Below are 20,936 nucleotides of genomic sequence, written 5' to 3'. Positions count from 1 at the left end.
ACTGGGCTCACTGCTGGCTCCCGTCGGGGCGCTCACGGTCGATGCGGAACGGCCGGTGGCCCGGCGACTCCTCCGGCTGCTCGGGCACCTGCCCGTAAGAGCCGTCGTATTCCTGGCCCTGCTGGCCGTAGGCGTCGTCCGGACCCGGCTGGCCGGCGCCGGGCTGGGCGGGGCCCGTCTGGTCCGTGCCGTCGTATGCGACGGGATAGCTGCCGTACGGGTCGTAGGTGCCGGGGTCGGCGTAGCCGCCGGGCTGGGCCGACGGGTCGTAGGTGGCGGGGTCGTACCCGCCGGACTGGAAGTCACCTGCCGGATAGGCGCCGCTCGCGTACTCCCCGGGCGGATAACCGCCCTGGCCGTACGCATCGGCCGGGAACTGGCCGGTCTGGTAGACCCCGGTCTGATCCTGGTAGGCATCGCCCTGGTAGGCATCGCCCTGATACGCGCCCTCGTACGGTCCCTCCGGGGGCTGCCCGTACGGCTGTCCTTCTTGATTCTGGCCGTACGCCGCCTGTCCTTCTGGATTCTGCCCGTACGCCGCCTGGCCTTCCGGGATCTGCCCGTACGGCTGCTCGCCGAGCGGCGACTCCTCGCCGTACGGGGCGTATCCGGTCTCGAAGCCCTGGCCCTGCGCGGACCACTCGCCGTACTGCCCCTGCTGGGGCACCTGTCCCGGCGCGGGGGCGGGCGGCATCGGTGGCACCGCTCCGGGCTGCTGTGCCGGCGACTGGTCCACGGCGGCAGGGTCGGCGTCGCCGGGGTCGAGGCCGTCCGGCAGGTCGACGGGGGCCATGCCGCCCGTGTCGCTCAGGCCCATGGCGCCGGCCGTCGCGGGATCCGAAGGGGACGCCGGGGCGGTGGGTGCCGGGGAGCCGGCCTCGGGGACGCCGGATGCGTCCGGCGTCCCGGGTACCGGTGGTGCACCCGCGGGGGTCTGCTGGGCGGTCCGTACCGGGCCCGCCTGCTCCATCGCCTCGGCCTGGGCACGCAACCTGCGCGCCCTGCGGCCCTCGCCCTCGATGGGCGGTGGGAGTACGGCGGCTTCCTCGGGCATGTCGTCGTCGACGTCGCGACGCCGGCCGGGCAGGGCGAGCACCACCAGCACCACGGCGAGCAGGCCTTGCGCCCACAGCCAGCCGACGTGGCCGAACGAGGTGTCGTAGGTGACGTCGAGTCGGCCGCCGGTGGCGGGCAGCCGGAAGCCCTGGGCCCAGCCGTCGACGGTGGTCTTCGCCAGCGGTGCGCCGTCCAGGGTGGCGGTCCAGCTGTCGGTGGCGGTGTCGGCGAGCTGGAGCACCCGGCCGTCGGGGCCGGACGGGATCGTGGTGTGCACCTCGACCGGTCCTGCGGCGACGGACAGCGGCTCGCCGGCCTGGCCGGACGGCGGCACGACGACCGCGCGGGACACCTGGCGGTCGACCCGCCACAGGGCACTGCCGTCCCGCTGGCTGAGTCGGGTGAGGCCCGGGGTGGCGTCCAGAATGCGACTGGTCTGGCGGGGCGCGCCGTCCCGCACCAGCACGTAGCGCACCGCGAAGGAGCCGAGCTGGTCGGCCTGGTCGGCTCCGGAGCCGGCGACGAGGTTGGCGACGACCTTGTCCAGGCGGTTGTTCCCGCCGGCGGCTGCGGCCAGTTCCGCGTCGCCGAGGCGGGCGCCTGAGCCCCTTACCAGGGTGTACGGCACCTCGGCGTCCGAGTGCCCGCCGAGGACGAGGGTGCGGGCCTGGTCGCGGGTGCCGCTCTCCTCGGCGACGAACGCGGGCACCTGCACCGGGTCACGGCGCTCCAGCGGGCCGTCGGCGCCGCCCGCCATCCAGGAGAAGGCGGCGATCAGCGGGGCCACTGCGGCGGCGAGGGCGATGAGCGCCGCGACCGGCTGGCGCCAGCCGAAGCTCTGCTCCGCCACGCGCTCCTTGGCGCCGTCTGCACCGATGGCGCCGGCGGCGAGCAGGGCGATGCCGTAGACGAGGGTGGCGGGGCCGGCCCATGTGGAGCCGTTCGACAGCGCGGCGAACACGAATGCCGTGAGCGCGATGGCCCAGGCGACGCGTACCGCCGTCTGCCGCTCGCCGCGTAGCAGGGCGGCGAGCGCGGCCAGCACGAAGCCGATCAGCAGCAGGCCCGAAAGGGTGCCGGGGCCACCGGGTGAGACGCCCAGCAGGTCGAGCGCGGAAGCCGCGCCCTTGCCGTAGGGCAGACCGGCCTCCTGGAAGAAGCCGAACGGCAGCAGCGACAGCGACCAGGGTGCCAGGACCAGCAGCGGGGTGCCGAGGGCGGCGAGCAGGCGCAGCCCCTGGCCGGTGAGGTCGTCATGGCGTATCACGAGCAGCGCGACGCCGAGTATCAGCGCGAGCGGCCACACGATCGGGGTGAAGGCGGTGGCCAGCGTGAGCAGCAGGGCGTAGGCCCAGGTGGCGCGCCAACTGCCGCGCACTCCGGGTGTGAAGCCGGATCCGAGGCCGCCGGCCGCGATACCGGCGCGGGCGATCAGCGGCAGCAGGACGGCGAGCACCGCGGTGCCCAGCCGGCCGCCCGCGAGCGCGCCGGTGGCCGCGGGCAGGAAGGCGTACGCCACGGACGCCCAGGCGCGCAGCAGCCGGGACTCGACCAGGGGTCGGGAGGCGAAGTAGGCGGTGAAGCCCGCCAGGGGCACCGAGCAGACCAGCAGCACGGTCACGGCGAGCCCCGTGGAGCCGAACAGCACGGTGGCCAGGAGCGCGACCACCGCAAGGTAGGGCGGCGCCGCAGGGGTGCCGCCGGTGCCGACCGGATGCCAGCCGTCCAGGTAGCGCGCCCACAGCTCGGAGACGTCCGCGGGGGCGGGCAGCAGGGCGCCGCCTGCGAGAGCGCCACTGCCGAGCAGGTTGCGGCAGGCGACGAGCGAGACGAGCAGCAGCGCCACGAAGAGCATCGGGCCGGGCTTGCGGGCGATCCTCTTGACCCGGGCGAACTGCTCGATCTCCAGGAAGTCCGCATCGTCGCCGCCGGGGCCCGATTCGACCGCCCCGCCGTGCCGCCCGGCACGCGGGATCTCCGGGTCGGAGCGGCCGACCAGGGATCCGGCGGCCTGCTCGAGCGTGAGGCGCACGGTGGCGCCGGGTGGCGGGAACAGCGGGCGCAGCTCTTCCTTGCCGATCTGTGGACTGCCGCGCCGGCGCCGGGCGCTGAGGATCCGCTCGGGGCGCAGCAGGGTCGCCAGCAGGCCGGTGATCTCGTCCAGGGCCTGTCCCGGCACCTTGCCGACGAGATAGCCGAGGGTACGCAGCGCGGTGCCGATCACCAGGCGCAGGAAGACCCACGGGAGCGCCGCCGACCGGGTGTTGGCGAGCAGGGTGTAGGCGGCGCCGGCCTTGTCGACCTTGTGCGGGGACGACGAGGTGCGGCCCACGCAGTCGACGGTGCGGCGCTCGCGGGAGGCGGCCTCGGCGTGCCGCACGATGGCGTCCGGTGCGATGAGGACGCGGTAGCCGGCGGCCTGGGCGCGCCAGCACAGGTCGACGTCGTCCCGCATCAGCGGCAGGCGGCGGTCGAAGCCGCCGAGGGCGTCGAAGACGTCGCGCCGGACGAGCATGCCGGCGGTGGAGACGGAGAGCACCGGGCGGACCTGGTCGTGCTGGCCCTGATCCTGCTCGCGGCGGTCGAGCCCGGTCCAGCGGCGGCCGCTGTTGGCGATCGACACGCCGACCTCGAGGAGCTGCCTTCGGTCGTACCAGCCGAGCAGCTTGGGCCCGACGATGGCCACGTCGGCGCCCGCCTCGCGCTCCTGCTCGACGACGCGGAGCAGCTCCGCCAGGGCGTCCGGTGCGGGGGCGCAGTCGTCGTGCAGCAACCAGAGCCACTGCTCGGGCTCGCCGTACGGCAGGTCTGGCAGGTCGTAGGCCTCGTCGCGCCAGGTGCGGGTGACCGGGTCCCAGCCGCTGGGGCGCTTGAGGTAGGGGAGCTCCTCCGGGGTGAGGACGCCTGCGGTGCGGACGGCCTCGTCGACGGCGGCGCCGAATCCGGTGCGGCGCGCGAGGTGCAGCACACGGTCGGGACCGAACGCCTCGGTGATCAGGCGGGCGGAGTCGTCGGCGCTGCCGGTGTCGGCCGCGCAGGCGTTCTGCACCGGGCGCTCCTGGCCGAGCAGGCCGCCGAGGGCGTCGGGGAGCCAGCGGGCGCCGTCGTGCGACACCAGCACCGCGGTGACGACGTGCCGGGGAAACTGAGGTGGCTCCGCCGGACTGAACAGCGCTGTGCGGGCCGGATCGGACAGCGGCTGCCCCATCTCGCCGAACCCTGTGGCGGCGTCGTACTGCGCCGCCGTATGACTGTGCACGGACATCGGAGGTACGGGCCCCGGTTCAATGGACTGCGGTGGACGACCCGGCTGAGCGGACATGGCTCGTGCCGCGGTGCGTCTCGGACGATGGCCACACTAACCGCTACGCGCAGCAGGCATCCGAGGCCTGTGGATAACTCGCCCCCTGTGGATAACTCACCCACGATCCGGCTTACGGCACGTCAGTCCACCCCATGTCCGGGCATATCGGACAGCCGAGGCTCCGGGAACGGACCAGCGTCGTGGTCCGGGACGTCGAAACCCGGGAGCCGGGGAGGCAGAGTTCAGGACGCACAGCCCGAAGGACGGCGCAGTCCGGAAGGACGGCGCAGTCCGGACGATCGGCCCAGCTCGGAAAAGTCGACCCAGCTCGGAAGGTCGGCCCAGCTCGGAAGGCGGGCGTTCGGAGTCCAGAACGAGGAAGCCCAGGAAGTCCAGAACGGGGAAGTCCGGGGCGGGGAAGTCCGGGACGCCTGACGGGCATCAAGCTGGACGGGCATCGAGCCGTACAGGCATCGGGGGTTCCGCTGGAGGGCCACCGGCGCCGGTTCGGGCGCGGAGGCCGGGGCGGGAGCGTGCCGCCGGACGACGGGAATCGGCTGCCGCGCCCGGGTGGGGAAGTCGATGTCGCGGACCGGCCGCCGGGCCCGGACCGCGGCGGGCCGCCGTGCGCCCGGGGGCTAGACGGCCGCCTTCTTCAGGCGGCGGCGCTCACGCTCGGACAGGCCGCCCCAGATGCCGAAGCGTTCGTCATTGGCGAGCGCGTATTCGAGGCATTCCGAACGGACTTCACACGCAAGGCAGACTTTTTTCGCCTCACGCGTGGAACCGCCCTTCTCGGGGAAGAACGACTCAGGGTCGGTCTGGGCGCACAGCGCGCGCTCCTGCCAACCGAGCTCCTCGTCGGCGTCGTCGACCAGCAGTTCCTCAAACAGCTCGGTCATATGTGCCCCTCGTCTGTCTTTGCGTCCCCGCAACGCCGTTCGCCACCGATTCGTCACCGATTGTGTCCGAACGACACGAGTGAAATTACAAGTGTGACGCTCCGGGGCAGTCAAGCTGAGATCTGCTATCGAGCCCCGTATTCACCCTGCGGAACCAACACCTCGGAGTAAGTGTTCAAATCCGCCTAAAACTGACACATGCCAGTGGCAATGCGCGACCTGAGTACCCGCACCCACCCCCGACAGTCCAAGGCGCCCCCTCCGGGCTTCCGTACACAGAGAGAGACGCAAGGTGCGCCGGTCACGTTGCGTTGCCCGACGAAGATCCGCTCTTCGCCCGGAAAACACCGACCCCCGCCAAGAGGAGCCGGCTCGACCGAAGACTCGATTCTCCTACGGAAGATCCGCTAGATCCGTTTCTCCGGCGATACGTCTGGGTTGCGGTCGGTATTCTCCTTCCTACCCGATCCGCAAACCTCCCGCCCCACGGAGCAACCGGATGGGGTGAAACCCGCGTCACATTCCCGGCGTCTCATTGACAACACAAGTGTGAACCGGTCTTCTTGTGGGCATGCTCGCGAACTTGGCGCTCACCGTGACCCGCACCGGCGGGTCCCTCGGTGCGGCTGCTCACGCTCGCCACAGCTGTCGCTGTCGCTGCTGTTGAGCCCTTCCACGCTCCAGCAGAACCGCATTCCGCCGCCCATTTCCAGCGGCGTCGAAGGCCACGTCAGCACTCTTCCGCCAAGGACCCCCCACTCCATGAACAGCGACAGCGATCTCCAGATCGCCGGCGACATCCTCGAGGTCCCGCACCTCCTCCAGCCGGTCCGTGAGCACCCCTCGACCGTGGCCGAGTTCGCCGGCCTGGCACGCGCCGTGGCCGCCGACCCCGGGCAGTGGCGCCACCTCGTCCGTTATGACGCCACGACACGCTGGTACCACCGGCTGCGCACCGGCCCCGGATACGAGTTGTGGCTGCTGTCCTGGGTGCCCGGGCAGGGCAGCGGCCTCCATGACCACGGCCGTTCGTCGGGCGTGCTGACGATGCTGGACGGGGCGCTCACCGAGCACACCCGACGCGGCACGCACACCCTCACCGCCGGCGCACAGCGGGCGTTCCCGCCCGGTTACGTGCACGGCGTCGTCAACGACTCCCTCGAACCGGCCGTCAGCCTGCACGTCTACTACCCGGCGCTGACCGAGATGCCGGTCCACTCGACCCGGTGCGCCGGCGGCGGGAAGACGGTGGTCGCGGGGCAGGACGGGTCGGTGCGGGCGTAGGGTCGCCGGGCCGCCGGCGGGGTGCCCGGGTGGGCCGGGTTGCGGCCGGTGGGGGCCCGCTGGCGACGCGCTGTCGTACCCGCCTGCAAGACTGGGCGTTATGCGCATTGTGGTTCTGGCAGGCGGCATCGGCGGTGCTCGATTCCTGCGCGGTCTCAAGAAAGCGGCACCGGACGCCGACATCACCGTCATCGGCAACACCGGCGACGACATCCACCTCTTCGGCCTGCGGGTCTGCCCGGACCTCGACACGGTGATGTACACCCTCGGCGGCGGCAGCAACGAGGAGCAGGGCTGGGGCCGCGCCGACGAGACCTTCCGCGTCAAGGAGGAGCTGGCCGCGTACGGCGCCGGTCCCGAGTGGTTCGGCCTCGGCGACCGTGACTTCGCGACGCACATCGTCCGTACCCAGATGCTCGGCGCGGGCTATCCGCTGAGCGCGGTGACCGAGGCGCTGTGCGACCGCTGGCAGCCGGGCGTACGACTCATCCCGATGACCGACGACCGGGTCGAGACCCATGTCGCCGTCACCCTGCCCGAGCCGGACTCCGACGGCGGGAGCCCGGCGGGCGCCGCGGGCACCTCCTCAGGGGACGGCGCCGCCGGCGGCGGGCAGCGGGCCATCCACTTCCAGGAGTACTGGGTCCGGTGGCGCGCGTCCGTGCCCGCGCACGCGGTCGTGCCGGTCGGTGCCGACCAGGCCAAGCCCGCGCCCGGGGTGCTGGAGGCCATCGCCGAGGCCGACCTCGTCCTCTTCCCGCCGTCGAACCCGGTGGTGAGCATCGGCCCGATCCTCGCCGTGCCCGGCATCAGGGAGGCGATCGCCGACGCGGGCGTCCCGGTCGTGGGCCTCTCCCCCATCGTGGGCGACGCCCCGGTGCGGGGCATGGCCGACAAGGTGCTGGCGGCGATCGGCGTGGAGTCCACGGCCGCCGCCGTCGCCGAGCACTACGGTTCCGGGCTGCTCGACGGCTGGCTCGTCGACACCGTGGACGCGGACGCCGTACCGCGCGTGGCGGCGGCCGGTATCGGCTGCCGCGCCGTGCCGCTGATGATGACCGACGTCGACGCCGCCGCCCGGATGGCCGGGGAAGCGCTCGCGCTCGCCACGGAGGTGCGGGCATGACGGCCACGGAGCCTTCGGCAGCCCCCTCGCACCGCCTACCGTCCGCGCCGTCGTACCAGGTGTGGGCGGTGCCCGGACTGCCGGAAGTGCAACCCGGCGACGATCTCGCCAAGCTGATCGCGGCCGCCGAGCCGGGCCTCGCCGACGGCGACGTGGTCCTCATCACCTCGAAGATCGTCTCCAAGGCGGAGGGCCGCATCGTCGAGGCCACCGACCGTGAGGCGGCCATAGACGCCGAGACGGTACGCGTCGTGGCGCGCCGCGGCCCGCTCCGCATCGTCGAGAACCGGCTGGGTCTGGTGATGGCCGCGGCCGGCGTCGACGCGTCCAACACTCCGGTGGGGACGGTGCTGTTGCTGCCCGAGGACCCGGACGCCTCCGCGCGCGCCGTGCGCGCCGGACTGCGCGCGGTGCTCGGCGTGGACGTGGGCGTGCTGGTCACCGACACCTTCGGGCGCCCCTGGCGCGACGGTCTCACGGACGTCGCGATCGGCGCGGCCGGCGTCCGCGTCCTCGACGACCTGCGCGGCGGTACGGACGCCCACGGCAACCCGCTCCAGGCCACCGTCGTCGCCAGCGCCGACGAACTCGCCGCCGCCGGCGACCTCGTCAAGGGCAAGACGGACGGGCTGCCGGTGGCGGTGGTGCGCGGGCTGGGCCACCTGACGGTCGGGGGCGGCACGCCGAGCCTGCCCGGTGCCGGTCCTGCGGAGGCGTGCCAGGACGTGGGGGCGCGGGCGCTGGTGCGGGCGGCGCGGGACGACATGTTCCGGCTGGGCACCTCCGAAGCGGTGCGGGAGGCGGTCACCCTGCGGCGTACGGTGCGGGCGTTCACCGACGAGCCGGTGGACCCGGCAGCGGTGCGCCGTGCCGTGGCAGCGGCCGTCACGGCGCCGGCGCCGCACCACACCACCCCTTGGCGGTTCGTGCTGCTGGAGTCCGAGCGGTCCCGGACCCGGCTGCTGGACGCCATGCGGGACGCCTGGGTCGACGACCTGCGCCGGGACGGCAAGTCCGCGGAGTCCATCGCCAAGCGGGTGCGCCGCGGTGACGTGCTGCGCAACGCCCCTTATCTGGCCGTCCCCTGCCTGGTGGCGGACGGGGCGCACCACTACGGGGACGCCCGGCGCGACGCCGCCGAGCGGGAGATGTTCGTGGTGGCCGCCGGCGCCGGGGTGCAGAACTTCCTCGTCGCGCTGGCCGGCGAGCGTCTCGGCTCCGCCTGGGTGTCGTCGACGATGTTCTGCCGCCCCGTGGTGCGGGACGTGCTGGAGCTGCCGGACGACTGGGACCCCATGGGTGCCGTGGCGATCGGCCACCCGGCCGAGGACCCCAGGCCCCGGCCGGAGCGGGAGGCGGGGGCGTTCGTCGAGGTGCGGTGAGCGGGCCTAAGCCTTGGCCTAGGCTCGGGGACGCGTCCCCCGCCCCTGGGGCGCCCCACCCCCGTACCCACCCCCGTAATCGCACTGGCAGCGGCTCCCGCACCCCACGCCGGCACCGCCGGCGCCCTCGCCGGCCGCCGCGCCCCATCCATAACCGCCCACATTCCCGAAGGATCCGGCAGCGTGGCAGGACGTTTCGCCCCCCGCCGTCCCACGCGCACCACCGTGCGCGGCGGCCACAGCGCCGTACCGGCTCCCCGGTCCGGCGCGCCGGACGCCGTGGCAACGGCCGCGACCGGGTCCCGTGCCGCCGCGACGAACGGCACCGCCGGCGTCGGCGCCTCGGGGCCGCGTCGCGCGCCCGCGCGTACCCGGATCTGGGCGCCCTCCTGGCCGCTCGACCTCGGGCTGGTGATGGGGCCGCTGCGCCGCGGCGGCGGTGACCCCACCTTCCGGGTGACGCCGGACGGGGCGGTGTGGCGGGCCAGCCTCACCCCCGAAGGCCCCGGCACGCTGCGCGTCGCCCCCCGCGGCGACAGGGTGCAGGGTTCCGCGTGGGGCCCCGGGGCGAACTGGCTGCTCGAAACGCTCCCCACGCTGCTCGGCGCGCTGGACGACCCGTCGGCCTTCGCGCCCCGACACCGGCTCGTCGCGCTGGCCCGGCACCGCAGGCCGGGGCTGCGGCTGACCCGGACCGGTCTGGTCCTGGAGTCCCTGATCCCGTCCGTGCTGGAGCAGAAGGTCACCACCCAGGAGGCGTACCGGGCGTGGCGGCTGCTGGTGCGGCGGTACGGCGAGCCCGCTCCGGGACCCGCGCCCGACCGGCTCCACGTCATGCCCGCGCCCCGCACCTGGGCGCTGGTCCCCTCCTGGGAATGGCATCGCGCCGGCGTCGACCACAAGCGCTCGTCGACGATCCTGCGGGCCGTGCGGGTTGCCCGGCGGCTCGAGGAGGCCGTGGACCTGGCCCCCGCCGCCGCCCGCGCCCGGCTCGAACTGATCCCCGGCATCGGCCCGTGGACGTCGGCCGAGACGGTGCAGCGCACGCACGGCGCCCCCGACGAGGTGACCGTCGGCGACCTCCACCTGCCCGGCATCGTCGGCTACGCACTGACCGGGGAACGCGACGCGGATGACGCGCGGATGCTGGAGCTGCTTGAGCCGTACGCCGGGCAGCGGCATCGGGCCGCCCGGCTCATCCTGCTCAGCGGCCGCACACCCGCACGACGCACGCCTAAGATGCCGCGAACGGACATCGGCCAACTCTGACCGGGCGCGCGCCGCACCGGACCGCCGGCCTGACGAGACCGACCGGCATGGTCCGCCTTGGCGTGGTCCGGTGCGTCACGACGGGCTTTGACGAGACCCGGTACGACATGGCAGGCCCTGACGAGACCCGGTGCCGGGCGATGGGCGCGCGCGTGACGGGTGGCGTGCCCTCGTCGAGCCGCCCGAACACTGCCTGCCGCGGCCCTAGTTCCGGCGCGGCTCCTCCCGATCTTCCCGCTCCCCCCGTTCCTCCCGCTCCTTCCGCCGTCGGCCGACCGGCAGCCGGTGGTGCGCGTGGACCGTGCCCGTCCCGTCCGATTGCGCGTGGCGTCGCGCATAGGACAGGCCGCCCATCATGAAGAGCACGGTGGCGAAGGTGATGGCGATCACGCCCAACGAGTAGGCGATCGTCTCCAGCGCGATCATCCGCTCCTCCTCGGAGGTGGCTGGGAGGTGGCGCCCGGCCTGCCGCACCGCGACCGGTGACCGTCCGTCCTTCGCCGGGCCGTGCCGCCGTGGTGCGGACGCACGGGCGACCCCGGCAGATCCGCGCCCGATGATCTTTCGAGCACTTCCACGGTCTCACGGGTGGCGACGGCACGCAGATCCTGGCCGACCGCCGGCGCGCGGGCACGCGGGCGCGCGGTCCCGATGCCGCGCCCCGCGCCACTGCCCGCCCCGCGCCGCTCCGTCCCTCCGGAAGCCGTCCGTCCGGCCAGAGCCCGCCCCTGCCCCCCAGCAGGCGCTCCGATCGCGACCGGCGCGATGAGAACCGGTCGGTCGACCGATCCCTACTGGTCCGGCGAGAACCGCAGCGACCCCGGCGGCAGGATCGCGTTGCACCAGACGCGGGCGCCGGCGAGGAGTTCGTTGTCGGCGCCGACCGTGGCGCCGTCGCCGACGACCGAGCCGGAGATGACGGCGCGTGCGCCGATGCGGGCGCCCTCGCCGATCAGGGAGTCGGTGACCACGGCGTGGGGTTCCACGACGGCTCCGGACAGTACGGCGCTCCCGGACAGTTGCGCGCCCTCGCCGATCGTCGCGCGCTCTCCGATCACCGTGCCGCCCGTGAGCTTCGCGCCCGGTGCGACCTGGGCCCGCGGCAGCACCAGGCGGTCGCCGCAGCGGCCCGGTACCGCGGGGGACGGGGCGCGGCCCAGGACGAGGTCCGCCGAGCCGCGCACGAAGGCCGCCGGCGTGCCGAGGTCCAGCCAGTAGGTGGAGTCGACCATGCCCTGGAGGTGGGCGCCGGCGGCCAGCAGCCCCGGGAACGTCTCGCGTTCCACGGAGACCGGCCGGTCCGCCGGGATGGTGTCGATGACGGAGCGCCGGAAGACGTAGGCACCGGCGTTGATCTGGTCGGTGACGATCTCTTCCGGTGTGGTCGGCTTCTCCAGGAAGGCCTGCACGCGGCCGGTGGAGTCGGTGGGCACCAGGCCGTACGCGCGCGGGTCGGTGACCCGGGTCAGGTGCAGGGAGACGTCGGCGCCGGACGAGCGGTGCGTGGCGACGAGGGCGCGGATGTCGAGTCCGGTGAGGATGTCCCCGTTGAAGATCAGTACCGGCTCGTCCGGGTCGGAGCGCAGCCGGGAGGCGACGTTGCGGATCGCGCCGCCGGTGCCGAGGGGGTCGCGTTCGGTCACGTACTCCAGGTGCAGGCCGAGCGCCGAACCGTCGCCGAAGTACGGCTCGAAGACCTCGGCCAGGTACGACGTCGCCAGGACGATGTGCTCGACCCCCGCCGCCTTCGCCCGCGCCAGCTGATGGGTGAGGAACGGCACACCGGCCGCCGGGACCATCGGCTTGGGGGTGTTGACCGTGAGCGGGCGCAGCCGGGTGCCTTTGCCGCCGACCAGGAGGATCGCTTCTGTCACCTGTCGTCTCTCTGCTTCCTGCCCGGGCCACGGCCATGACGTCGCTGTCCCGGCCGGGCCAGCCGTCCCGCCCTGTGCCCTGTTTGTGCCCTGCCGTGCCCTGCCGTGACTTGTCGTCGTGCTTCCCGCCGCCCGGTTTCCGCTCTGCGCCGGGCGCACGCGCGAACGTACGGACCAGCGGACGGCGGCCGTTCCGTGACAGGACCCGGCGGGCCAGTGTATGCACCATCCCGTGACCGCCCGGTGCCGTTCGCCGGCGGTCCGTCGACCGCCTTCGCTGCCGCACGCCTGCCGCACGTCTGCCGCACGCCTGCCGCACGCCCGCCGCACGCCCGCTCAGCGGCCCTGGAGCCGGGCCGCGGTGTCGCGCACCGATCCGAGCTTGTCGTACAACCGGGTGCCGGGGCAGTCGGTCGCGTAGCCGTCGCGGTGTCCGGACACCACGTTCAACCGGGCCTCCTGCCCCTTCGGGAAGAGGTTTCCGCCCTCGGACGTGAGATACGTCTGGCCTTGTGGATCCGCCCCGGACAGGCCCAGTTTCCAGGCGGTCAGCCCGGCGAGCGCGTGTACGGCGGCGTTCGGAGGTGCCGCGTCCGTGAAGGTGCCGATCACGGCGATGCCGGTGCTGTCGTTGTTGAACCCCATGGTGTGGGCGCCCTTGACCGGCCGGTCGACGCCTCCCGCGCGGCCCTCGTAGATCGTGCCGCACTTGTCGATGAGGAAGTTGTAGCCGATGTCACGCCAGCCCATGCTCACGACGTGGAAGCGGTAGATGCCGCGCACGATCGAGGCGGCCTCGTCGCAGGAGTAGTCGTTGCCGCTGTCGGTGTGGTGCACGAAGGCGGCCCGCACCTGGCCGGTGTAGACGAACCCGCGCTCCCTCAGGCCCTCGTCGGCGTCCCAGCCCCTGCGGGTCACGATCTCGGGACGCGCACCGATGTACGGCTTGCCGTCCGGGGCGCTGCCCCGGCTGCCGCCCTGCGCGCTCTCCCGGATGCCGTCCCTGACACCGTCCCTGACGCCGTCCCGGTCGCGTGCCGGGATGACGGTGGCGCCGGCGGGCGCGAGGTGCGCGTTGGCCGCAGCGGCCGCGTCGGGCACGGACGCGGCATCCGGGGTGACCGCATCCCCTGTCGCCGGCAGGTCGCCCGGGTCGACCAGTTCGAGGTGCAGGCCGTGCGGCAGGGTGGCGGTGTGGCCGTCTTCGGGGCGGCGCGGTCGGGTGGCCGGGGTACGGTCGGTGGTCCGGCTGGCCCGTTCCCGGGTGTCCGCCACCGCGCCGACCGCTTCCGGACCGGCCCGGTCAGTTCCGGTGGACGTCGCCACGCCGCCCGCTCTCCCGGTCCGGCCCCCGCCCCCGTCGCCGTCGCCACTCCCCCTGACCGCCGGCGATCTGCCGGCCGACGCACCCTGCCCGCCTCCGCTCCCGCCCTCCGCCGGCATCACCCGTACCTCCACGCCGTCGGATCTCCCCACCCACAGCGGCGCGGTGCCGCCGCGCACCCGCCTGGCGGAGTGCTCGGCGGTGGCCGGGTCGGGTGCGTGCTCGCGACCGTGCGCGGCGACGTCCCGCCAGGCCGACCACGTGCTGGCGCCCACCGCACGGGTACGTACCTGAACCCGACCGCCGAGTTCCGCGTCCGGGTCGTCCCAGACGACGCCGAGCAGGGCGAACGGCTGCACATGACGCTGCGTCAGGCCTTGGGCCTTACGGGAGCCGAGGGCACGGTCGGCGGCGAGCGGGGCGAGGGGCAACGACTGGGTGCGACCGGAGGCGGCGGTGCGTGAGTCCTGGTCCGTCACCGCCGCGGAGAACGGCGCCACGGACGCCCCATGCGCATCGGTGGACAGGGCGAACGGAAGCACGACGGCGCCCACGCACAGGGCACATGCGGACACGGCCGACACAGCGGCTGACGAAGCTGACGAAGCGGCTGACGAAGCAGAAGATCCAGATCCACGCATACGTCCGATCGTCGGCACAGGGGCGCAGGGATGTCCACTTCGAGCGGTCTCGTTCCATGGCGTTTCGCGCCGTTCCAGCGCGCCGGGCTGACGACCCGTCGGTCCGTCCGGGTGGTTTCCCGCTCCCCCGCCCGGACGCATCCGCCGTCCGGCGCCGCGTAGGCTTACCGGCGTGACCACCACCGACCGCACCCCCGCCGACCTGCTGGGATCCGCGCTCGCCGCGGACCCCGGCCGCCCGCTGGTGACCTTCTACGACGATGCGACGGGTGAACGCGTCGAATTGTCCGTGGCCACCTTCGCCAATTGGGTGGCCAAGACCGCCAACCTCCTCCAGGGCGAGCTGTCCGCCGAGCCCGGTGACCGGCTCGCGCTGCTGCTGCCCGCGCACTGGCAGACCGCGGTGTGGCTGCTCGCCTGCTCCTCGGTGGGCGTGCTCGTGGACGTCGCGGGGGACCCTGCCGGCGCGGACCTCGTCGTCAGCGGCCCGGACACCCTGGACGCGGCACGGGCCTGCTCCGGCGAGCGGGTGGCCCTCGCCCTGCGTCCGCTCGGCGGGCGCTTCCCCACGCCTCCGGAAGGGTTCGTCGACTACGCGGTGGACGTGCCGGGGCAGGGCGACCGCTTCGCCCCGTTCTCACCCGTCGACCCCGATGCGCCGGCGCTGATCGTGGCCGGTGCCGAGCTGTCCGGCGCCGAGGTCGTCGAGCGCGCGCTGCGTGACGCACCCGGGCTCGACCTGACCGGACCCGGCTCCCGGCTGCTGTCCACGCGCCCGTACGACACCTGGGAGGGCCTGAGCGCCGGGCTCTACGCGCCGCTGGCGACCGGCGGCTCCGTGGTGCTGTGCCGGCACGCCGACCAGCTGGCCGACGACGCCCGCGACAAGCGCATCGACACCGAACGCGTCACCGCCACCGCCCACTGACCGGCACCCGCCCCCTGACCGCTTGGCGCCAGCGGACCGGCACCCGCCGCCCCCTGACCGCCGGACGCCAGCCGACCAGCGCCCCTCCCCATCACCCCGATCACCCCCGTCACCACCCCCGCCATCCCCTCATCACCCCCCGTAACCACCCGTTCGGCCCACCGCACCCCCGGCCCGCGAGCCGCCGCCGGTCCGCGGAGTCATCGTCGTAGGAACGACCCGGCCGGGTGCCCGCCATCGGGTGCCCGGCCACGGACCGGACGCGGCAAGGGGTGGTGGCAGAGGTGACCGACTCCGAGGGCACGCCGGACGGCCCCGACCGACCGGACCACGGCGATCGAGGGCCGGACGGCCGCCCGACCGGTGCAGGGCGGCCGGGCTCCCCGGCCACCGGTGCCGGCGCCGCCCGCCGCCGGCAGCGGCGACGGCGCGGGATGGCGCTGGGAGCCGCCGCCCTCGTACTCGGCACCGGGGTCTCCGGCTGGGCCGCGTACCAGAAGCTCAACGGCAACATCACCGCGGACACCGCCGCCGAGGCGGAGCTGAAGCGCTACGAGCGGGAGCGACCCACGGCTCTGGTGCGCGGCGCGCAGAACATCCTGCTGATCGGCTCCGACAGCCGGGCGGGCCCGAACAACCGCAAGTACGGCCACAGCAACGGCACCGCACGCTCCGACACCACGATCCTGCTGCACCTGGCCGCCCACCGGCGGTGGGCCACCGCGGTCTCCATCCCGCGCGACCTGATGGTGTCGATGCCGGCCTGCCGGCGCCCCGACGGCCGCACGACCGGACCGGCGTTCGCCATGTTCAACCACGCCTACGAGGCCGGCGGGACGGCCTGCACGATCCGCACCGTCGAGAAGCTCACGAACATCCGGATCGACCATCACGTGGTCATCGACTTCCAAGGCTTCAAGAACATGGTGAACGCCGTGCACGGCGTGCGGATCTGCCTGCGCGAGCCGATCCGCGACAGCGACGCCCACCTCATGTTGCGCGCCGGTCCGCAGACCCTCGGCGGCGAGCAGGCACTGGGGTACGTACGGGCCCGCAAGAGCCTGGGCAACGGCAGCGACACCGACCGGATGGACCGTCAGCAGCGGTTCCTGGGCGCCCTGGCCGCGAAGGTGCAGAGCAACGGCGTCCTGCTCAATCCGGGACGGCTCTATCCCCTGCTCGACGCGGCGACGTCGTCGCTGACCACCGACCCGGGGCTGGCGAGCCTGCGCGGCCTCTACAACCTGGTGCGCGGCGTACGCAAGATCCCCACCGGAAACATCCAGTTCCTGACGGTGCCGATCCGGCCCTATCCCGGCAACGCCAACCGCGACCAGCTCGTCGCCGGCGCGGCCGGCAAGCTCTTCCGGCGGCTGCGCACCGACACGCCGGTGGGCGTGGCCCGGGCGCCCCGCACCCCGGGCCACGCCACGCCCGGCAGCCGCAGCCCCGCAGCCTCGCCCCCGACCTTCCGCGGCAACACGGCTTCGGAGGACGGCTGCGGGTGAGCCGCACAGAAGGCCGCAAAAGAGATATAAACGACAGGAACAACAGCCGCCAGTGACGCGCGTAGGAGTCCCATGACGAGCGAAAGCGGCCGCTCGGCAAGCCCGCTCAGGTAAAGCGCACGCCAATGCCGCCCGGGACGCCCGGGAATTGCGTGGGAATGCCCGGTTGTAGGAACGAGGATTTCGTCACCCCCTCGTTCCGGATCGAACCGGGCGGATAGTGTGAGCGCTCCGGTGCACCAGGCCATGAGGTCACGCACTGCTGGACGACTCATCGAGCGCCATGAACCAGTGGTCGGCGCCGTAGGGACCCGGCGAGCCCGGCAGGACCCGAACGGCAGGCTCTGGGGAAGGGTGCCGCGTGGCCCCGACGGAGGTTGGACAACCGTGGACGCGCAAGGCCGTGGGCGGTCGGACGACATCGACCCCGCAGACCAGTGGGTACTCAACCCGGACACCGGTGATTACGAACTGCGACTGAACCCTCCCTCAGGGCAGCCGCCGATGCCGGGCCCCCGCCAGGGTGCACCGGGGCGCCGGCGCGCTCCCGGGCCCGAGGGGTCGCGCGCCGCGCAGCGCTCGACGGGCGGCGAGCGCCCGCCCGGCGGGCGGCGTGCGCCGGGCCGTGGCGCGCCGTTGGAGGAGGACCAGGAAGCACCGCGGGTGCCGGGGCAGCGTCGGCGCCGCCCGCAGGCCGAGCCGGTGCCCGGCCGCCGCCGCCCGAAGCCGAAGAAGTCCAGGGCGAAGAAGGTGCTGCTGTGGACCGGCGGCATCATGGCCTTCGTGCTGGTCGGCACGTCCACGGCCGCGTACCTGTACTACAAGCACCTCGACGACAACATCAACACCACCGACGTCGGCAGCGCGGGTGACAAGGGCTTCTCCAAGGACGAGGCGTTCAACATACTGCTCATCGGCACCGACAAGCGGACCGGCAAGGGCAACGAGGGTTACGGCGACAAGGGCAGCGTCGGGCACGCCGACACCAACATCCTGCTGCACGTGTCCAAGGACCGCACGAACGCCACCGCGCTGAGCATCCCCCGGGACCTGATCACCGACATCCCGGAGTGCAAGACGAAGCAACCGGACGACTCCTGGAAGAACATCCAGGGCAGCCAGCACGTCCGCTTCAACACCAGCCTCGGCCAGGACGGCCGCGACCCGGGCTGCACCATGCGCACCGTGGAAGAGCTCACCGGCGTGCACGTCAACCACTTCATGATGGCCGACTTCAACGCGGTGAAGACGTTGTCGTCGGCGGTGGGCGGGGTCGAGGTCTGCCTCGAGCACCCCGTCAACGACAAGGAGTCGCACCTCAACCTGCCCGCGGGCAAGTCCACCATCGAGGGCGAGCAGGCCCTGGCGTTCGTGCGCACCCGGCACAGCTTCGGCAACGAGAGCGACCTCGACCGCATCAAGGTGCAGCAGCAGTTCCTCGGCTCGCTGATGCGGAAGATGTCCTCCAGCGACACCCTGACCAGCCCGACCAAGCTGACCAGCCTCGCGGAGACGGCGACCAAGGCGCTCACCGTGGACACCGGCATCGGCCACATCAGCACGCTCAAGGACGTTGCCCTGGAGCTGAAGAAGGTGCCGCCGAAGAACATCACCTTCACCACGCTGCCGGTGGTCGACAACCCGGACGAGATAGTGCATGCGACCGTCGTCGTCAACAAGACCCTGGCCGATCCGGTCTTCTCGATGATCCGCGACGATGTCTCGTTCACCGAGGTCAAGCAGAAGAAGTCGAAGGAGAAGGCCGCGCAGGAGGCCCGTCTGAAGGGCCCGAAGGCCGACCCGTCCGAGGTGCGCGTCGACATCTACAACGGTGGCGCCCCCGGCGGATCCGCGCAGTCCACCCTGACCTGGTTGCAGAACACCGAGGGCATGTCCAAGGCCAGCCAGCTCGGCAACGCCCCGAAGTCGCTGGCGAAGACGACCCTGGAGTACTCGCCCGACCAGGCCGACCAGGCCCGTGAGCTGGCCGACGTGATGGGGCTGCCGGCCTCGGCGATGAAGCCCGGCGAGAGTGAGAAGAACGACCAGGGGCTGCCGGCGATCGTGCTGACCCTGGGCAAGGACTTCAAGGGCGCCGGGGTGCCGATCGCCGCTCCGTCGAAGGCACCGAAGGACATCCAGAAGGTCGATGCCGGCAAGGCGGTGTGCGCCAGTTAGTGGCCGCGGCACACGTGGCCACGGCAATCGCGTCACGTAACACCGGCGGGATTTCGTAGTAACCCTTATGCGGTTTCATGCGTCTAACCGGGCGTGAGGCGACCCGTGGGGGCGCCCAGGGGGGCGCCCGAAGGGGCACGGCCCGGGGAGGGGCAGGTCATGAGGCAGAGCGGTGTGCGCGGGGAGGGTGCGCCGGACGGCATAGCCACCCCCCATGCGCCGGGCGCCCGGGACCTGGGCTGGGACGACGGTCTCTACGCGGACGGTGCCGGGGGCACGGACGCGGACGCCCACGCGGAGGGTGGTGCTCGTGCGGACGACGACGGCCGGGAGCACCCCCCGGCGGAGGGTGCACGCGCCACGGGGGACGACGCCCAGGACTCCGGTGCGGTGGGGCCGGACGATGGCCGGCGGGCCGCCACCAAGCTGCGGGAAGCAGCAGGCAAACCGGAGCGCGGTGGACGTGCGCGGGCTCGTAAACCCAGCCTGGCGCGCCGCATCCTGCGCTGGTTCGCCACCCTCCTGGCGCTCGCCGTGCTCGGCGCCGCCGGCGCGGGCTACCTCTACTACCGCCACCTCAACAACAACATCCGCACCGACCCGCTGAACATCGGCGAGCACAAGGCCCCCGAACCGACCCCGAACGCGGCGGGCCAGACCCCGTTGAACATCCTGCTCATCGGCTCCGACGCGCGGGACAGCAAGGAGAACCAGCAGCTCGGCGGCGCCCGCAACACCTTCGGCGGCGCCGCACGCGCGGACGTCCAGATGCTGGTGCACCTGTCGGCCGACCGCACCAACATGTCCGTGGTCAGCATCCCACGCGACACCCTGGTGACCATCCCGCAGTGCACCGACCCGGACTCCGGCAAGGTCTACCCGGCCATCACCACACCCACGATGGTGAACGACTCCCTGGGGCGCGGCGGTCCCGGCTGCACCGTGGCGACGTGGGAACAGCTCACCGGCATCCACATCGACCACTTCATGATGGTCGACTTCGCCGGCGTGGTGTCCATGGCCGACGCCATCGGCGGCGTCCCCGTGTGCGTGGACGCCAACATCTACTCGCACACCTCCGACGGTCACGGCAGCGGCCTGAAGCTGACCCGCGGCACCCACTCCGTCAAGGGCGTCCAGGCGTTGCAGTGGCTGCGTACCCGCTACGGCTTCGAGGACGGCAGCGACATCGGGCGCACCAAGGCCCAGCACATGTACATGAACTCGATGGTGCGCGAGCTGCGCAAAAACGCCACCCTGTCCAGCCCGGGCAAGCTGCGCTCCATCGCCGAGGAGGCCACCAAGGCGCTCCGCGTCGACGAGGGCCTGGACACCGTCAAGAAGCTCTACGACCTCAGCACCGAGCTGAAGAAGCCGGAGTCCGACCGCATCACCGCCACCACGATGCCGTACGAGTACGTGGGCGCCCGGGTGCGGCCCAAGCCGGACGACGCCGACCAGCTGTTCCGGCTGGTGCGCGAGGACATCCCGCTGGACGGCAAGGCCGCCAAGGACAAGACGGGCGCGAGCAAGGAGCCGCGCGAGCCGGACGTCTCACGCGATCCCGCCGCCCCGGACGCGCAGATCGCCGTCCAGGTGCAGAACGGCACCCGCACGGCGACGCTCGCCCCGTCCCAGGGACGGGCCAACGGGGTGGCCCAGGCGCTGGTCGGCAAGGGCTTCAGCCACGCGGTCGCCGACTCGTCGGTCCTGCTCACCCAGCCCCGTACGGTGATCCACTACCCGAGCGCCGACCTGGAGGGCGACGCCCAACGGGTCGCGAAGGCGCTCGGCATCCCGCTGACGTCCGTGACCCGCTCCACCGGCGTGTCCGGCATCACCCTCATCGTCGGCTCCGACTGGCGCACCGGCACGTCGTATCCCGCCGGGGGCGCGGGGGCCTCCGGCGGGGCGGACGATGACAAGACGCCGGATTCCGCGGAAGCGATCAATGGGGCGGATGATTCGCAGTGCATGCACGTGAACCCGGCGTACACCTGGTGATGCAGGGTGCGCCCCTGCAACGGCGTTTTGCCGGGGCGCCGGGGAACGCCCTCAGCCGGCCCCGCCGGCGGTCCGGGCACGACAGAAACAACCCCTCTGGGGCGGTGACGACCTGACGGTCTCGTCGTGGCTGGTCGCGCAGTTCCCCGCGCCCCT

The 20,936-nt window shown here is 73.0% G+C and carries 13 protein-coding genes; 8 read left to right on the top strand and 5 right to left on the bottom strand.

Annotated elements, in window-relative coordinates; genetic code table 11:
• Positions 1-7 precede the first annotated feature (7 nt).
• Positions 8-4,321: a glycosyltransferase gene (locus NQO67_RS14685; RefSeq protein ID WP_255950361.1), complete on the bottom strand. Its 4,314-nt coding sequence runs from the start codon at positions 4,319-4,321 to the stop codon at positions 8-10.
• A 677-nt stretch (positions 4,322-4,998) separates the two neighbouring features.
• Complete coding sequence (locus tag NQO67_RS14680; protein WP_255950360.1) at positions 4,999-5,262, bottom strand: WhiB family transcriptional regulator; 264 nt, start codon at positions 5,260-5,262, stop codon at positions 4,999-5,001.
• A 762-nt stretch (positions 5,263-6,024) separates the two neighbouring features.
• Between NQO67_RS14680 and NQO67_RS14675 the strand changes: the two genes are divergently transcribed.
• The 4 genes from NQO67_RS14675 (at position 6,025) to NQO67_RS14660 (ending at position 10,323) form a co-directional block, all read left to right on the top strand.
• Positions 6,025-6,546, top strand: coding sequence for a cysteine dioxygenase (locus NQO67_RS14675; RefSeq protein ID WP_255950358.1), 522 nt, complete (start codon positions 6,025-6,027; stop codon positions 6,544-6,546).
• Between the two features lie 100 nt (positions 6,547-6,646).
• On the top strand, positions 6,647-7,672 hold the full coding sequence (locus NQO67_RS14670) for a 2-phospho-L-lactate transferase (RefSeq protein WP_255950356.1): 1,026 nt from the start codon (positions 6,647-6,649) through the stop codon (positions 7,670-7,672).
• Positions 7,669-9,054 carry a coenzyme F420-0:L-glutamate ligase gene (locus NQO67_RS14665; RefSeq protein ID WP_255950355.1) on the top strand — a complete coding sequence of 462 codons (1,386 nt, stop codon included), beginning with the start codon at positions 7,669-7,671 and terminating at the stop codon, positions 9,052-9,054. The genes NQO67_RS14670 and NQO67_RS14665 overlap by 4 nt, the downstream gene beginning before the upstream one ends.
• Positions 9,055-9,237: 183 nt before the next feature.
• Positions 9,238-10,323: a DNA-3-methyladenine glycosylase family protein gene (locus tag NQO67_RS14660; protein WP_255950354.1), complete on the top strand. Its 1,086-nt coding sequence runs from the start codon at positions 9,238-9,240 to the stop codon at positions 10,321-10,323.
• A 204-nt stretch (positions 10,324-10,527) separates the two neighbouring features.
• On the opposite strand, the gene NQO67_RS14655 is transcribed toward NQO67_RS14660, so the two are convergent.
• From NQO67_RS14655 to NQO67_RS14645, 3 genes are all read right to left on the bottom strand, one after another.
• The gene (locus tag NQO67_RS14655; RefSeq protein ID WP_255950353.1) at positions 10,528-10,749 is read right to left on the bottom strand and encodes a hypothetical protein; all 222 of its coding nucleotides are present in this window, start codon (positions 10,747-10,749) and stop codon (positions 10,528-10,530) included.
• A gap of 365 nt (positions 10,750-11,114) precedes the next feature.
• Entirely contained in the window at positions 11,115-12,197 is a 1,083-nt protein-coding gene (gene manB, locus NQO67_RS14650) for a mannose-1-phosphate guanylyltransferase (protein WP_255950352.1), read from the bottom strand.
• Positions 12,198-12,533: 336 nt separating this feature from the next.
• Positions 12,534-14,096, bottom strand: a complete 1,563-nt coding sequence (locus NQO67_RS14645; RefSeq protein ID WP_255950351.1) for a peptidoglycan recognition protein family protein — start codon at positions 14,094-14,096, stop codon at positions 12,534-12,536.
• 238 nt (positions 14,097-14,334) lie between these two features.
• Between NQO67_RS14645 and NQO67_RS14640 the strand changes: the two genes are divergently transcribed.
• The 4 genes from NQO67_RS14640 to NQO67_RS14625 all read left to right on the top strand — a co-directional run bounded on the left by NQO67_RS14640 (position 14,335) and on the right by NQO67_RS14625 (position 20,780).
• The gene (locus NQO67_RS14640; protein ID WP_255950350.1) at positions 14,335-15,090 is read left to right on the top strand and encodes a TIGR03089 family protein; all 756 of its coding nucleotides are present in this window, start codon (positions 14,335-14,337) and stop codon (positions 15,088-15,090) included.
• Between the two features lie 284 nt (positions 15,091-15,374).
• Positions 15,375-16,598 carry an LCP family protein gene (locus NQO67_RS14635; protein ID WP_255950349.1) on the top strand — a complete coding sequence of 408 codons (1,224 nt, stop codon included), beginning with the start codon at positions 15,375-15,377 and terminating at the stop codon, positions 16,596-16,598.
• Positions 16,599-16,985: 387 nt separating this feature from the next.
• On the top strand, positions 16,986-18,776 hold the full coding sequence (locus NQO67_RS14630) for an LCP family protein (RefSeq protein WP_255950348.1): 1,791 nt from the start codon (positions 16,986-16,988) through the stop codon (positions 18,774-18,776).
• A 159-nt stretch (positions 18,777-18,935) separates the two neighbouring features.
• Positions 18,936-20,780: an LCP family protein gene (locus NQO67_RS14625; RefSeq protein WP_255950347.1), complete on the top strand. Its 1,845-nt coding sequence runs from the start codon at positions 18,936-18,938 to the stop codon at positions 20,778-20,780.
• The last annotated feature ends 156 nt before the right edge of the window (positions 20,781-20,936 follow it).

Origin of the sequence: Streptomyces odontomachi (assembly GCF_024435355.1) — a bacterium.
Classification (GTDB): Bacteria; Actinomycetota; Actinomycetes; order Streptomycetales; family Streptomycetaceae; genus Streptomyces; species Streptomyces odontomachi.
Note: the sequence above shows the minus strand (reverse complement) of the source record. Positions and strands in the feature narration are given on the sequence as shown.